This window comes from Parachryseolinea silvisoli (assembly GCF_021190955.1).
Lineage (GTDB): Bacteria > Bacteroidota > Bacteroidia > Cytophagales > Cyclobacteriaceae > Ohtaekwangia > Ohtaekwangia silvisoli.
Genome location: NZ_JAIOAO010000004.1, coordinates 171,068 through 185,334 on the forward strand (window position 1 = coordinate 171,068; position 14,267 = coordinate 185,334).

General features: G+C 52.4%; 12 protein-coding genes. 7 read left to right on the forward strand and 5 right to left on the reverse strand.

Annotated features, from left to right (window positions below; genetic code table 11):
* Nucleotides 1-29: 29 nt before the first annotated feature.
* Together K7P01_RS23740 and K7P01_RS23745 are read right to left on the reverse strand one after the other, a co-directional pair.
* A complete protein-coding gene (locus K7P01_RS23740; protein WP_267297074.1) occupies nucleotides 30-1,493 on the reverse strand; it encodes a redoxin domain-containing protein in 1,464 nt (487 codons plus the stop codon).
* 103 nt (nucleotides 1,494-1,596) lie between these two features.
* Nucleotides 1,597-3,876: an ATP-binding protein gene (locus K7P01_RS23745; protein ID WP_267297075.1), complete on the reverse strand. Its 2,280-nt coding sequence runs from the start codon at nucleotides 3,874-3,876 to the stop codon at nucleotides 1,597-1,599.
* A gap of 201 nt (nucleotides 3,877-4,077) precedes the next feature.
* Here K7P01_RS23745 and gldA point away from each other — a divergent pair, with 201 nt between their 5' ends.
* The 6 genes from gldA (at nucleotide 4,078) to K7P01_RS23775 (ending at nucleotide 10,206) form a co-directional block, all read left to right on the forward strand.
* On the forward strand, nucleotides 4,078-5,013 hold the full coding sequence (gene gldA, locus K7P01_RS23750; RefSeq protein WP_267297076.1) for a gliding motility-associated ABC transporter ATP-binding subunit GldA: 936 nt from the start codon (nucleotides 4,078-4,080) through the stop codon (nucleotides 5,011-5,013).
* Nucleotides 5,014-5,038: 25 nt separating this feature from the next.
* Nucleotides 5,039-5,767 (forward strand): gliding motility-associated ABC transporter permease subunit GldF, encoded by a 729-nt coding sequence (gldF, locus tag K7P01_RS23755; protein WP_267297077.1) that lies wholly within the window; start codon nucleotides 5,039-5,041, stop codon nucleotides 5,765-5,767.
* Nucleotides 5,761-7,452: a gliding motility-associated ABC transporter substrate-binding protein GldG gene (gldG, locus tag K7P01_RS23760; RefSeq protein ID WP_267297078.1), complete on the forward strand. Its 1,692-nt coding sequence runs from the start codon at nucleotides 5,761-5,763 to the stop codon at nucleotides 7,450-7,452. Before gldF ends, gldG begins: the two co-directional genes overlap by 7 nt.
* A complete protein-coding gene (locus tag K7P01_RS23765; protein ID WP_267297079.1) occupies nucleotides 7,449-8,414 on the forward strand; it encodes a DUF4340 domain-containing protein in 966 nt (321 codons plus the stop codon). Before gldG ends, K7P01_RS23765 begins: the two co-directional genes overlap by 4 nt.
* Nucleotides 8,415-8,519: 105 nt before the next feature.
* Nucleotides 8,520-9,644, forward strand: a complete 1,125-nt coding sequence (dnaN, locus tag K7P01_RS23770) for a DNA polymerase III subunit beta (protein ID WP_254085641.1) — start codon at nucleotides 8,520-8,522, stop codon at nucleotides 9,642-9,644.
* 46 nt (nucleotides 9,645-9,690) lie between these two features.
* Complete coding sequence (locus K7P01_RS23775; RefSeq protein ID WP_267297080.1) at nucleotides 9,691-10,206, forward strand: hypothetical protein; 516 nt, start codon at nucleotides 9,691-9,693, stop codon at nucleotides 10,204-10,206.
* A 6-nt stretch (nucleotides 10,207-10,212) separates the two neighbouring features.
* Here the strand turns inward: K7P01_RS23775 and K7P01_RS23780 are convergent, their stop codons facing one another.
* A complete protein-coding gene (locus tag K7P01_RS23780; RefSeq protein ID WP_267297081.1) occupies nucleotides 10,213-10,728 on the reverse strand; it encodes a metallophosphoesterase family protein in 516 nt (171 codons plus the stop codon).
* 60 nt (nucleotides 10,729-10,788) lie between these two features.
* Here K7P01_RS23780 and K7P01_RS23785 point away from each other — a divergent pair, with 60 nt between their 5' ends.
* On the forward strand, nucleotides 10,789-12,762 hold the full coding sequence (locus K7P01_RS23785) for a DUF3857 domain-containing protein (protein ID WP_267297082.1): 1,974 nt from the start codon (nucleotides 10,789-10,791) through the stop codon (nucleotides 12,760-12,762).
* An 8-nt stretch (nucleotides 12,763-12,770) separates the two neighbouring features.
* Here K7P01_RS23785 and K7P01_RS23790 read toward each other — a convergent pair whose 3' ends face one another.
* Complete coding sequence (locus K7P01_RS23790; protein WP_267297083.1) at nucleotides 12,771-13,523, reverse strand: ABC transporter ATP-binding protein; 753 nt, start codon at nucleotides 13,521-13,523, stop codon at nucleotides 12,771-12,773.
* Nucleotides 13,520-14,254 (reverse strand): MlaE family ABC transporter permease, encoded by a 735-nt coding sequence (locus K7P01_RS23795; protein WP_267297391.1) that lies wholly within the window; start codon nucleotides 14,252-14,254, stop codon nucleotides 13,520-13,522. Before K7P01_RS23795 ends, K7P01_RS23790 begins: the two co-directional genes overlap by 4 nt.
* Nucleotides 14,255-14,267: the final 13 nt, after the last annotated feature.

A 14,267-nucleotide genomic window follows, 5' to 3' on the forward strand; every position in this document is an offset into this window, starting at 1 on the left:
CTTCCGTACGGAGCGGTGTCCGCTAGCGCCTAGGTTTTAGAGGGCGTTTTGGGTTTGGCCTGGTTGGCCGCGCGGGTCTTCAGGAACTTCTCGTAGTTGGTAAAAAACTCCGCCAGGCTTTCGGCCGGCACCTTCTTGGCAATGATCTTTTTCTTATCGTCGAGGACGTACAGTGTAGGTGTCGTAGGCGAATCGTACAGATCGCTGTGAGGTCCTACATAGGTACGCGGGCCATTCACCGTGATCCATTTCATGTCCATCTTCTTCATGTATTCGCGCATTTTCGCCATGGACGTATCGGTACTCACGGCGTATACCTCAACGTCAAACTTCGCTTTGTTCTGTTTATAGAAGTCTGCGAGCTTGGGTGTCTCCACTTTGCAGTGGCCGCAATCGGGATCGAAAATATACAGAATGGTATACTTGTTTTTGATGTCATACATCGACCGCGGCTTAAAGTTGGCGTCCTGCATGATGAGGTTGGGCCCCACCTTGCCAATCATGCTTTTGCGCAGACGCTCGGCATGTTCTTTCAACGTTTTCTTCAGGCTGGTGGCCCAGTAGTCCATTTCGCCGGTGGCGAAGTACGTGTCATACAGGTGTACAAACACGGCGTCCAGGCCCATGATTTCGGGCTGTTGATATTCCTGGATGAATACAAAAACGGAGTACTTATACGTTTCTTTGTTTTTCTTCGCCAGGGCAACGACTTTGTCAACCGCCTTGATGACGGAGTCTGCCTGGGGCACAAACAGCTTGGTGGTATATTCTTTTATCTTCTCACGGTACACCGGGCGCGGCATGCGGATAAGTGCATCGTTGCTCAGGTCGAAGTTGTCAAAGAAGTGTTCGCGATACCAACGCAGCTGGAAGGTGGAGTCGATGCTGCCATCGGCTTTCTTCGGGGCGTCGGGGATTTTGACGGCCGTGTTCGATTTGAAGATGGTTGCGGTGAGCGTCTTGGGATGTTTGGCAATGATCTCTGCCTGGTAGGCCATGACCTTGTCGTTGATCTTGTTAAAATCCGCACGGGCGTCTTTCTTTTGATCTTCCGTCAGTGTGCTGTCCTGCAGTACTTTTAAAAGCGGTTCGGCTTCCTTGTGCCGCTCCATGTTAAAGAGCATGTTTTCAAAGAACAGCTTATTGTCGGGGTCGCTGGTCTTCATGTTCTTGATGTAGTCCTCTTCTTTGGTGTCGAGAGTGAACCGCTGGTTGGTGCCCACGAGGAATTCGAAGATCTTGTTTTTGTTCAGCACCAGGAAGTATACACCCTGGTCCAGGGGCTTTTTGTTGTCAAACACGAACTCACCCGCGGCGCTCACGCGCGCGGTGTCTTTGATGTACGTGCTTTCGCCGTAATAGTGGCCCAGGTACACGGTGGTGTCTTTCCAACCGGTGACCTTAAACTTAAAGTTATAGCCGGTTTGAGCCGAGCAATAGATGGATGTAAGAAGAAAGCAGACAAAAGCGAGGTAGCGCATAATACGTTTCATTGAAGGGTAAATTTCCGGAATTCCACTGTTCCGGTCAATACCTTAATGACGGCCTGCCGGGGTTTGTAACACTGGGGATTCTGAAAAACGTGTTAAAAAGTTCTTAAAATGGCCTGTGGGCGGGTATCTCGGGGAACTCCAGGATAAACGTTGCGCCTTTGTCTTCGTGGCCTGTAGCCACAATGGTGCCCTGGTGGTTGGCCATGATCTTTTTGCAGATGGCCAGGCCGATGCCGGTACCAGCATATTTCTCCTGCGTGTGGAGGCGTTGAAACACCTGGAAGATCTTTTCGCCATGCTCCTGGCTAAAGCCAATGCCATTGTCGGCGAGTGTAATGCGATGTACGCCAGTTTCTGTGGCGGCCATCCGGGTATAGTGTATTTGGATGACGGGTGGCTTTCCGGGAGCGGAAAACTTCAGGGCATTGGCAATCAGGTTAAAAAACAGTTGCCGTATCTGGAAGGGTATGGCGGCCAGCGTCGGCAGCGTATCGGTGTGGAGTGTTGCTTTCTTTTCTTCCAGCTCTTCTTTCAGCTCGTGTTGCACTTCGCGGATCACCTGGTTCAGGTCACACGAGGCAAAGGCGTTCTCGTTGTTTTTGGTCAGCAGCGAATACGCCATGATATCGTCCAGCAGCGACTGCATACGGTTGGCGGCATTCATCATGCGTCCCACCGGGTCGGCGACGGTTATGGGCAGCGCATCGAACGACGAGGACAAGATGCGCGAGGCGAAGATCTGGATCTTACGCAGCGGTTCTTTCAAGTCGTGGGTGCCGATCCACTGAATGTTCTCCAACTCGGCGTTGGTATCTTGTAGCTTCTCGCTCAGCTTGCGGTAGCGCGCTTCTTCACGGCTCAGGTAGGAGAGAAGCAGCTGGCGTTGCAGCGAGAACGTGAGCCGTGCGGCGGCTTGTATTTCAACACTATGCCACTCCTTGCTTTGGTTGCGTACGGTCTCGCGCCACAGGTCAAATGATTTGCGTGGTGACAGGCGTACACCTTGCTCGTTGGGCAGCACGGCCTTGGCAGGATTTCCCGCCCAGTCAATCGTTTTCTCCACCTCCGGCCGCAGCCAAAGGATCAGGTCCTGTGTCGTATCAACGAGCGAATTGCAAATGATGCCGGCAGCCGTGTCGCGTATGGTGTCGGCTTCGGGATACAGGTCGTGCAGGCGCGCAGTAATCAGCTCACCCTGTACAGTTTCTTGCAACCAATGTATCAACTTGCGCAATGCGGGCTCGGGAGGCACCGCGCCAGCGCTGTAAAGTTTACCTTCGCTCATGATCACAACGCCCTCCGCGTGGGTGAGGTCCAGCAGCGCGGGCATGTGCTGTAAGCCCGTTAGAAAATCATGCTCATGGCGCAGGACGGGTAGCAACCGCTGGTAGTTGGCTTCTACTTCTTGCGATAGCTCATAGCTGTCGGCAATCTCTCGTACGCTTAATTGTGAGGTAAGAAAATGACCTTGCAGCTGTGCAGACAGGCGTGTAAAGTGTGGTAAGGTTTTAGGCGAGTAGTGGTGACATGCGATCAAACCCCATAACTTTTTTTGCTGCACCAACGAGATGGTCAGCGTAGCGGCCACGCCCATGTTTTGAAGGTACTCGATGTGAATGGGCGAGATGCTACGCAAGATCGACAGGCTCAGGTCAAGGTTCTTGTCAGGCGTATTGTCGTCGAGCGTCAGGATGGGCACGGGGGTGTAGTGAACATCAGCAATAATGCGCAGCAGGTTGCGCAGGTATAGTGCGCGTGCCTGCGGCGGAATGTCGGTGTGTGGATAGTGGTGGCCGAGAAAGGGCACCAGGTCGTCGCGTTTATTTTCGGCAATGACCTTGCCGTTGTAGTCTTTGTCAAAGCGGTAGATCATCACGCGGTCGTACCCAGTGATGCTGCGTGTCTCCGCGGCGATAGTCTCGCACAGATCCGTCAGTGAGCTCGCATCCTCCATCAGCGAGATGAACCGCCGTGTTTGGTTGTAGAGGTCGGGCAGGTTCTGGCTGCCATCGGGAAAGGGCTCGAATTCCAACAGCAGGACAGGACCGCTGTAGTGCAGTGTGGTGTTGTAAGGTATCTGCACCGTGCGGAATACAAATGGCTGCGAAGCATCGATTGCGCCGTGGTCGAGGTAGTCGGTAAATTCCTGGAAGGGTTGATCGGAAAAAATGGTGCGCAGTGGCTGACCTAGTAAACGCTGTGGAGAGACCCCGATAAATTCCCCAGCGTTGGCACTGACGAAGTCTATGATAAAATCGGGCGCTTGTTTTACACCGAGGAGGAACCCGTGTGACTGGATGCTGCCGGGAATGTGGATCGGCTCGCTTTCGCAGTTGGTCAGATTGACCAGGTCCCGGTTTACGATGTCTTTTATTTTCTTCATGCTTGCCCCACGCGTGGTTGTTCTTTACCCACGCGAAGAGCAGAACGGCGTGGTTGTAACAAGTGGGTAATATTAGAAGGAATCACGCAGAAATCAAACCAGGGCTGTTGGCGGCCGGCAGGGGCAATCTGGCGTAAACGATGGATTCATACTTCTGAACATGTTTAAAAAAGCGTTAAACTTGCCTTTTCTTTCTCAAGCATGTCGCTGCAAATAAAGAACCTCACCAAATTGTACGGACAGCAAAAAGCTGTGAACGAAATATCCTTTACGGTCGGCGAAGGCGAGATCGTAGGCTTCCTCGGTCCGAACGGCGCTGGCAAATCCACAACCATGAAGATTGCCACCTGCTTTCTGCCGCCCACGTCGGGGCAGGTGCACGTGGCCGGCTATGACGTCGTCGAAGCGCCGCTTCAGGTCAAAAAGGTCACGGGCTATCTGCCCGAGCACAATCCCTTGTACCTGGACATGTTTGTGCATGAATATTTACATTTCGTCGGCAAGCTCTACGGCATGCAGGGCGACGCCTTGCGCAGTGCGGTGGGAGCCATGGTCGAACGCTGTGGCCTGACGCGCGAGCAAAACAAAAAGATTGAGACGCTCTCCAAGGGATACCGCCAACGGGTGGGGCTGGCGCAGGCGCTCATACACAACCCCCGTGTGTTGATCCTGGACGAGCCCACGTCGGGGCTTGACCCCAACCAGCTGGTGGAGATTCGAAAGCTCATCAAAGATGTGAGCCGCGACAAGACGGTATTGTTTTCCACACATATTATGCAAGAGGTGGAGGCGCTGTGCGACCGCGTGATCGTGATCAACAAAGGTGTTATTGTCGCTGACGACCGACTGGAAAATCTGCTGCGCCGCAGCGGTGGCCAGCGTGTTGTGATTGCCGAGTTTGCCGGGGGTGTAAGCGCCGAACAACTGCGGAGCCTGCCGGGTGTGACGGAGGTGCATGCACTGGAAGGTGGCCGCTTTGCATTGACGTCTGCGGAAGTTGACGTGCGTCCGGAGATCTTCCGGTTTGCGGCGGATCACAGCTTGTCGCTGATCGGTCTGCAGCAGGAAGAAAATTCGCTGGAAACTATTTTTCATACGCTCACAGCCGGAAGCGCCACCCCAAATGCAGAAAAATAACCTTATTTTTGCCGCGTTCTAAAACATGCTCCAGGTCCTCTCTAAAGAATTCAGCAGCTTCCTGAACTCCCTGATCGCTTATTTGGTGATCGGCGCGTTCCTGACGGTGATTGGGTTGTTCATGTGGTTTTTTCCCGAGACTTCTGTGCTCGAGTACGGCTATGCCGACATGGATACGCTGTTCTCCATGGGGCCGTATGTTTTTATCTTCCTCATTCCCGCCATCACCATGCGCAGCTTTGCCGAAGAACGCAAAGCCGGTACGCTGGAGCTGCTCATGACCAAACCGCTGCGCGACTGGGACATCATTCTGGGCAAGTACCTGGCAGGTTTTGCCCTGGTACTGGTGTCCTTACTGCCGACCTTGCTGTACTATGTGTCGGTATACCAGTTGGGTAATCCGCCGGGTAACCTGGACACGGCCGGTATTGCCGGGTCGTACATAGGCCTGGCGTTGTTGGGTGCGGTGTTTTGTGCCGCCGGTATCCTGGCATCCTCTATCACGCCTAACCAGATCGTTGCCTTTATCGTGGCGGCGTTCCTGTGTTTTGTATTATTCTCCGGATTTGACTCACTGGCGACACTCGATGTTTGGTCAGCCAACACGCTTGCGATCCGGCAGCTGGGCATCTTGTATCACTACGATTCATTAAGCAAGGGGCTGATCGACAGCCGCGACCTGCTGTACTTTGGCAGCGTCATATTCCTGTTGTTGTCCATCACCAAAATCATTATCGGAAGCAGGCAATGGTAAACTGGAAAAGCAGAAAGACGGGCGATTTCTTGTTACTGGCCAATGCCGTGGTATTCGTGCTGCTGGTTAACCTGGTGGCTTCCCGGTATTTCTTCCGGGTGGACCTGACCGAAGAGAAACGCTACAGCATCAAGCCCCAGACCAAGGCCATTCTGCGCGCGCTGGAAGATGATGTATACATCGAAGTGTACCTGGAGGGCGAATTGAACGCCGGCTTTCGCCGCTTTCAGAAAACCATTCGCGAGACGCTGGACGAGTTCCGGGTATATGCCCCCGGTAAGTTGCACATCACGTTTACGAATCCACAGACGGCAGGCAGTGAGAAAGCTCAGTCGGAGTTTATGGCCGACCTGGCACAACGTGGTATTCAACCGACAAACGTGATCGATACACGCGACGGTCAACGCGTCGAGAAGATCATCTTCCCCGGCGCTGTTATATCCTCCGGCGGTATAGAGACGGGTGTTATGCTGTTGAAAGGTAGCACCGCCCGCACATCCGATGAACGTATCAACCAATCCATCGAGACGGTCGAGTACGAACTGATCAATGCCTTATATACCCTGACCAATACCGATCGCAAGCGCATTGGCTTTCTGCGTGGTCATGGCGAGGCAGACAGTATGCAGGTCGTAAGCCTGTACCGCGACCTGGGCCAGGTATACGAAGTGGAACGCGGTGTAAGTCTGGCGACGACGCCATCGCCGGAGACCTATGATGCGCTGGTGATGGTACGTCCCGTCACGGCATTCTCCGAGCAAGAGAAATATCGGTTAGATCAATATATCATGCAAGGCGGCAAGGTGTTGTTCCTGATCGACCGGCTCAACGCCCGCATGGACAGTGCTGCTGTAGCAGGCTACCTGGCATTGCCCTATGCCGAGAACCTCGACGACCAATTGTTTAAATACGGCGTGCGTATCAACCCCGACCTCGTGCAGGATCTGCAGTCGGCGCAGTACCCCATCGTAACCGGCCAGACCGGTGGCAAGCCGCAAATGCAGATGATGGAGTGGCCGTTCTTCCCGCTGATCAATCGCTATGCCGATCACCCCATCACCCGTAACCTCGATGCCGTCGTGACGCGCTTTATCAGTAGTATCGACACGGTCAAGGCGCCGGGCGTGAAGAAGACGCCGTTGCTGTTTACGTCCGCACAAACCCGTACGGTGATGGCGCCGGTAAACATCAGCGCGAATGCGCTCCGTCAGGATGTACGCCCGGAAGATTTCTCGAAAGACGGTGTGCCTGTAGGCTATTTGTTGGAAGGTTCCTTTACATCCCTGTATAAAAACCGGTTCTTGCCCGACGGTGAAACAAAAGAAACCTTTCGGGATCACAGCGCTCCGACACGGCTGGTGGTGCTGGCCGATGCCGACCTGGCGATCAACGAAGTGAACCCCCGCAGCCACCAGCCGCAGCCGTTGGGGTTCTATCCGTTCACGAACTATATTTTTGCGAACCGCGACCTGTTGATGAATGCCGTGGCATACCTGGTCGATGAGCAGGGGCTTATTCAAGCGCGTAGTAAACAGATCAAGATCCGTCCGTTGGATCGGGAGAAGGTGAAGCAGGAGCGTGTTACGTGGCAATTCCTGAACCTGGTGGTGCCGTTGGTGTTGCTGACGATCTTTGGTGTCGTGCGTATGTATTGGCGGAAGAAAAAATTTGCGCGATTCGGATGATGCAGGAGAAGAGAAACAAACAACGGCTTATTACGCTGGTGGCATTGCTACTGGCAACGGCGGGTATGCTTTGGCTCAACAGTCGTGGCGAAGCTCCTACCGTCAACAAAGATCTTTTTAAGACGGCTGACCTGACGACTATCAACGAAGTGGTGCTTCGTTCGGCTGCTGGTGCGACGCAATTGAAATTCAGTGGGTCGCAGTGGCGGGTGAACGATCAATTCGATGCCGACCGCGGCATGATCGATGTGTTGTTTGCCACCCTGCGCCAGGCCGAACCCCGTCGCCCCGTGGCCGGAGTACAGCGCGACTCGATCGCAAAAGTGCTGGAGCAGTCGGGTGTTGAAGTCACTCTTATTTCGGGTGGTGAAAAGATCGACGTATTTTATGCAGGGGGCAATCGTCAAAAAACTCAGGCATATTTTATGCGACCTGGCGATACACCCTACGTCGTGACCATTCCCGGGTACCGGGTTTACACCGCTGGTATTTTTGAATTGGCAGAGCAGGGGTGGCGCAGCCGGTATGTGTTTGGATTTAACTGGCGCAATTTCAGCAGCCTGGAGGCTAAATTTCCAGGAAAAGAGACCGCCGGGTTTCGCGTTGAGCTGGATGATCACCAGTATTTTGGTATTCGCGGACTCGCACTGGAACAGACCGATACCGCCAAGCTCAATAACTATCTGGATGCGGTGTCGTTGCTGCAAGTGCAAGAGTATCAGACTCCTTCACCCGTACTCGACAGCCTGGGAAAAATGGCGCCGCTATTTTTTATCGAAGTCAGGGACGTGGGCGGGACCGCGTATACGCTGGAGCTCTTTCCGTTCCGGCCGTCATCCACGGATGTTTCTGCCAGGGCCGTTCCGCTCATCGGTAGAATCGACCGGCGTGACTGGGCTGTTTTTCGTGAAAGCGATCTATTGTCGTTGATTCAGCCAAAAGCATTTTTTTCGAAGGAATAATTCAAATTGTCCAGGTTTTTTTGCATTTTCCAGGCCATTTTATTATTCGGTTTTCTTTATAACTTTGTCCCCGCTTTAGAACTAACCACTTTTTACTTTACTAGAATGAAGTTTATTGTTAACTCTGCTTACCTGCTTAAGCAACTCTCTAATATCAATGGTGTGATTACCACCAACCCGGTTGTACCCATTCTGGAGAACTTTTTGTTTGAACTGGAGAAAGGTGGACTAACGGTAACGGCGTCTGACCTGCAGACATCGATGATCACCGAAATTCAAGTAGAATCTAAAGAGAAGGGCAATATTGCCGTGCCGGCTCGTATCCTGTTGGATACGCTCAAAAACCTGCCTGAGCAGCCTGTAACATTCTCAATCGACGAATCGACATACAGTGTAGAGATCATTTCCGACAACGGCCGTTACAAGCTGTCGGGTGAGAATGCGACGGATTTCCCGAAAGTGCCGGTGGTTTCAAATGACTTTAGCGCAGAGATTTCAACGGAAGTTCTGTCTCGCGCCGTAAACAATACCATTTTCGCTACCAGCAACGACGAGCTTCGCCCGGCCATGACGGGGGTATACGTCAACCTGGGAGAAAAGAACACTACCTTCGTAGCCACTGACGGCCACCGCCTGGTGCGCTACCGCCGCGCCGACGTGAAGTCGGAAAACGGCAACTCCATCATTATCCCCCGCAAGGCTCTGAACCTGCTGAAGGCGACGCTGCCGTCGGAAAACACCGACGTAAGCCTGAACTTCAACATGTCGAACGCCTTCTTTAAGTTCGGCAACATCAAAATGATCTGCCGCCTGATCGATGAGCGCTTCCCGGACTACGACAACGTAATTCCGACGGCCAACAACATCACCATGACGATCGAGCGCAATGACCTGCTCGGCGCCCTGAAACGTATTTCGATTTACGCAAATAAAACAACCCACCAAGTACGTCTGAAGATCACCGGCAGCGAGCTGCAGATCTCAGCCGAAGACCTTGATTTCTCTAACGAAGCGAACGAACGACTCTCTTGCGAGCATGATGGTGAAGACATCGAGATCGGATTCAACGCTAAATTCCTGATCGAAATGTTAACCAATTGCGACTCTGACAAGATTCGCCTGACCATGTCGGCTCCTAACAAGGCTGGTGTGATCCTGCCGGTGGAGAAAGACGAAAGCGAGGACATCCTCATGCTGGTGATGCCGGTGATGCTCAATCAATACGTATAGTAAGCACCAGCTTACCATCGTATGCCGTTCCGTATTCAGTAATAGTATGAAATACACGTTAACCCTTGCGGTATTGCTGACCTTGTTTGGTCTGCAGGCATCCGCACAAGCTGACTACGGTCTGTTGGCGAACGCTTCGACAAGCACTTCTTTTACATCCTCTGCGTACACGGTAAGCCCGATCGTACAACGTGTACAAACCTTCGAAGGCCTGGGTGAATACCATCCGGCCCGCTTGCCTGGCGAGCGCATGCGCAAGGCGGGGCGTATCCTGACCATTCTCGGCGCGGGCATGCTGGTAGGCGGTATCATCGTTTATAACAATGCAGACGACGACTATTATAATACCTATACCCAGAACGGTACCACCTACGAAGAAGGTGACCCCCAGGCGGCGCTGGGTATTTTAATGATGGTAGGGGGTACAGGTATGGTCGTGCCCGGCGTCATTTTGTGGGCGAAAGGTGCTGCAAAATATAACCGCGCATTGAAACGCCAGGAAGCCGAATCCGTATCCATGAATCTGAGAGGCAGCGGCATTGCCCTGACCTATCGTTTCTGATAACACCTATTCAACCGGTGTTAATGCACCGCGTTTGCCCAGCTCAATCACTTCCATGTTACCGATTTGACCACTGTCGATCGTGAATCGCACCAGCGTCTTTATGGCATGAAAGCCGTGATTGCCGGCCGCGCCCGGATTGATATAAAGCATATTGTTAAAGCCGGGATCGCGCTTCACCCGCAGGATGTGCGAGTGGCCGCAGATGAAGATATCGGGTGGCGTGCGGGACTTCAGGATCTTTTTTATGCGTGGGTTATAGTTAGGCGGTACGCCGCCAATATGGGTCATCCACACGTGCACGCCTTCGCAGGTGAAGAAAAGATCTTCAGGCAGCGATGTTTGCAGGGGACGGCTGTCGATGTTCCCGAATACAGCCCGCACCGGGCGGAATGCGTGCAGCCGGTCCAGTATGCTGTCACCAATGTCACCTGCATGCCAAAGCTCGTCGCACGATTCAAAATGCCGGAAGACGGCCGGGTCGAGGTAACCGTGCGTGTCCGAAAGCAGTCCGATTTTCATGCGCGAAAGGTATTAAACTTTTATCTTGAAGAAATTTTACAAACAGTTTTTTAGTCATCTATGTACACCCGATTTCTGCTTGCACTGATGTTGGTTTATACTGGTCTTGCAGCGACCGCTCAGGACCACGGCTTTGAATATGGTAAGACGACCTACCGCGAGCTGGACATGAAACGGTATGAAAAGGACACCACCGCCGAGGCCGTTGTGCTCCAGGAATTTGGTGAAGCTTACATGGACAACGGCAATGACTACAACCTGTTGTTAGAGTACCATGTGCGTATTAAGATCCTGAAGAAAAGCGGCATACGCCTGGCAAATATCGAAATCCCCCTCCGTCACAACGATTCCCGCAAGGAAACTGTGCGCAAGATTCGCGCATCAGCGTATAACTACGAGAACGGGTCCATGAAAGAGACCCGTTTTGATCCAAAAAATATATTTAAACAGGATCTCAATCAATATTGGGACGCAACCAAGTTTGCGATTCCCAATGTGCAACAGGGAACCGTGATCGAGTATAGTTATATATTGGAATCGCCGTTTCTCTTCAACTTCCGTGATTGGGAGTTTCAGTCCGACATACCGAAGATTTACAGCGAGTACTGGGCTTCCATTCCGGGAAACTATAAATTTAATATTACCCTCCGCGGTTTCCTGAAGCTGGATATGGAGGAGGGCGAAGTGGTCAAAGACTGTTTTGCTCCCGGGGGTGGTCGTGCGGATTGTGCCCGGTATAAATGGGCGATGAAAGACGTTCCCGCCTTTCGTGAAGAAGAGTATATGACAGCGAAGATAAACTTTCTGTCCTGCATCAATTTCGAGTTGTCTGAAGTTCAGTATTTTGATGGGCGGAAAGACAAGTTCACCAAAGAATGGAAAGATGTGGAGGAGGAGATGCGACATGATGATGACTTCGGTGGGCAATTAAAGTCGGGGCGACATGTGCTGGACGAGTTGACGGCTGCTGCGGTGCTGATAGAGAAAGATCCCCTCGCACGCGCCCGGCAGGTATACGATCATATCAAACGCCGGTATTCCTGGAACGATACCTATGGATGCGTGGCCGAGTTTGGCATTCGCAAGGCGTACGAAAAGAAAACGGGCAATATTGGCGATATTAATCTGTCGCTCATCGCCGCCCTGCGGTATGCCAAAGTGGATGTAGAGCCCCTGATTCTCTCCACCCGCAACCACGGTCTGCCCACCGACATACACCCGGTGATGAGTGATTTTAATTATGTTGTAGCCAAGGTCAATATCGAGGGCAAATCGTACCTGCTCGACGCTACCATACCCTATCTGCCCTTTGGTATGTTGCCCGATCGTTGCCTGAACGGCAAGGGGCGCGTCATGGCCGAGAAGGAATCGTATTGGTATGAGTTGAAGCCTTCTGACAAATCTAAAAAAATCCAGGTGGTAGACGTGACGTTATTACCCGACGGTACACTAAAGGGTACGTTGCAAACCACCTATACCGGTTACGCTGCCCTTTACAAGAGAATGGAAATGGCGGAGTTTACCAACCAGGAGGAGTACCTCAAAGACTTTGGCACCGACTATCCCGGTGTGGAGGTTGTTAAATATGAAGCGGTGGGCAAAGAAGAAATTGAAAAGCCGCTGATAGAGAAAATGGAGCTGACCTTTCAGGTGTTCGATCAGTCGAATGCAAAGGGGTTTCTGTTCAGTCCTTTTATTGCATGGAAGCGTCGTGAGAATCCTTTTAAGTCTGTGGAGCGGTTGTATCCGGTCGACTTTGGTGTGGCCATTGAAAGAACACTGGTCTTTACGATGAACTTTCCTGAGAGCTACGAGCTGGTAGATCCCCCTGCAAAAGTCGGCCTGGCGTTACCAAACGACGGCGGCCGCTTCCTGTTTGATATTCAACAGAATGTCAACCGGCTTAGCCTGCACAATTCCATGCAACTCAAGAAAGCAGTTTATTCTTCCGAAGAATACCACTACCTGAAAGAGCTATACAGTCGCGTGGTGGCGATCGAGCAGACCGACCTGGTGTTCCGTAAGAAAGGGTAGGGGGACTGTTACTGCTGCTGGCGCAGGCTGCGCATCACTTTGTTGGCGAAGATGAAGTCGTCCAGTTCTTGCACGCCGGAGTGGGTAATATCGTTCTTGGTGCCGACCCACAGGTTCTGGCCTTTGTAGATGAACATGATCTTTTCGCCGATACCCATCACCGAGTTCATGTCGTGCGTGACGACAATGGTCGTGATGTCAAACTCTTCGGAGATATCCTGGATCAACTCGTCGATCAACACCGACGTCTGCGGGTCGAGGCCGGAGTTGGGCTCGTCACAAAACAGGTAGTTGGGATTGTTAACAATCGCCCGTGCGATGCCCACACGTTTTTTCATTCCCCCGCTGATCTCGGAAGGCATCTTTTTATTGGAGTTTTCGAGGCTTACGCGCTTGAGACAGATGTTGACGCGGTCCATCTTTTCTTCCAGGCTCATGTTGGTCAGTACGTCGAGGGGGAACATCACGTTTTGCTCCACCGTCTTGGAGTCGAACAATGCCCCACCTTGGAAGAGCATGCCCATCTCGCGGCGGATATCCGTTTTGACGTCGCGGTCGCTCGCATAAAAGGGGCGCTCGTCATAAAATACTTCGCCTTTGTCGGGCATCACCAGTCCGACGATACATTTCAGCAATACACTTTTGCCGGTACCCGAGGCGCCGATCAGCAGGTTCGGTTTACCTTTTTCAAAAACACCACTTACACCGTTCAGTACGACCTTCTCGCCGAACGACTTGGTTATATTGTCGATCTTGATCATTTGGAGAGTAAAAGTTGGGCCAGTAAATAGTCGGCGACCAGCACGGCAATTACACTGCTGGTAACAGCCTGGGTGCTGGACACACCCACTTCCAGGGCGCCGCCCTGGGTGTTATATCCTTTATACGAAGAGATAGACGACACCAGGAACGCAAATACCACGGACTTGATAAGCGCAAAGATGACGGTAAATTCATTGTAGCTGGAGCGCAGCCCCAATACGTAATCATTCGGCGAGATGATACCGGTAAGTGTACCGGCCAGGTATCCACCCACCATACCGCAGACGCCGGCGACGACCACCAGCAGCGGATACATCATGAGGGAGGCGATGATCTTGGGCAGCACCAGGTATGAGATCGAGTTAATGCCCATTACCTCCAGTGCGTCGATCTGTTCCGTAATGCGCATGGTGCCCAGGCCGCTGGCCATCGCCGAGCCAACTTTACCGGCGAAGATCACGGCAATGATGGTGGGCGCCAATTCCAGCACGATCATTTCGCGCACGACCTGCGAGATCACATAATCGGGAATAAAGTCACTGACCATGTTGAACGCCGTCTGCACCGTTGTAACGGCGCCCATAAACGTTGACACCAGGGCCACCAAAAACACGGAGCCGATGCCTACGGAGACACATTCTTCCAGTACAAGCTTGTAATATGTTTTAAAAGACTCCCGGCGCACGAGCATCGTACCGAGAAACATAAAGTACTTACCAATCTCCGTGATCATAGCTGAAATA

Coding starts and splice junctions, on each gene's coding strand:
- K7P01_RS23740 (WP_267297074.1), bottom strand. CDS start 1,493: ATGAAACGTATTATGCGCTACCTCGCTTTTGTCTGCTTTCTTCTTACA.
- K7P01_RS23745 (WP_267297075.1), bottom strand. CDS start 3,876: ATGAAGAAAATAAAAGACATCGTAAACCGGGACCTGGTCAATCTGACC.
- gldA (WP_267297076.1), top strand. CDS start 4,078: ATGTCGCTGCAAATAAAGAACCTCACCAAATTGTACGGACAGCAAAAA.
- gldF (WP_267297077.1), top strand. CDS start 5,039: ATGCTCCAGGTCCTCTCTAAAGAATTCAGCAGCTTCCTGAACTCCCTG.
- gldG (WP_267297078.1), top strand. CDS start 5,761: ATGGTAAACTGGAAAAGCAGAAAGACGGGCGATTTCTTGTTACTGGCC.
- K7P01_RS23765 (WP_267297079.1), top strand. CDS start 7,449: ATGATGCAGGAGAAGAGAAACAAACAACGGCTTATTACGCTGGTGGCA.
- dnaN (WP_254085641.1), top strand. CDS start 8,520: ATGAAGTTTATTGTTAACTCTGCTTACCTGCTTAAGCAACTCTCTAAT.
- K7P01_RS23775 (WP_267297080.1), top strand. CDS start 9,691: ATGAAATACACGTTAACCCTTGCGGTATTGCTGACCTTGTTTGGTCTG.
- K7P01_RS23780 (WP_267297081.1), bottom strand. CDS start 10,728: ATGAAAATCGGACTGCTTTCGGACACGCACGGTTACCTCGACCCGGCC.
- K7P01_RS23785 (WP_267297082.1), top strand. CDS start 10,789: ATGTACACCCGATTTCTGCTTGCACTGATGTTGGTTTATACTGGTCTT.
- K7P01_RS23790 (WP_267297083.1), bottom strand. CDS start 13,523: ATGATCAAGATCGACAATATAACCAAGTCGTTCGGCGAGAAGGTCGTA.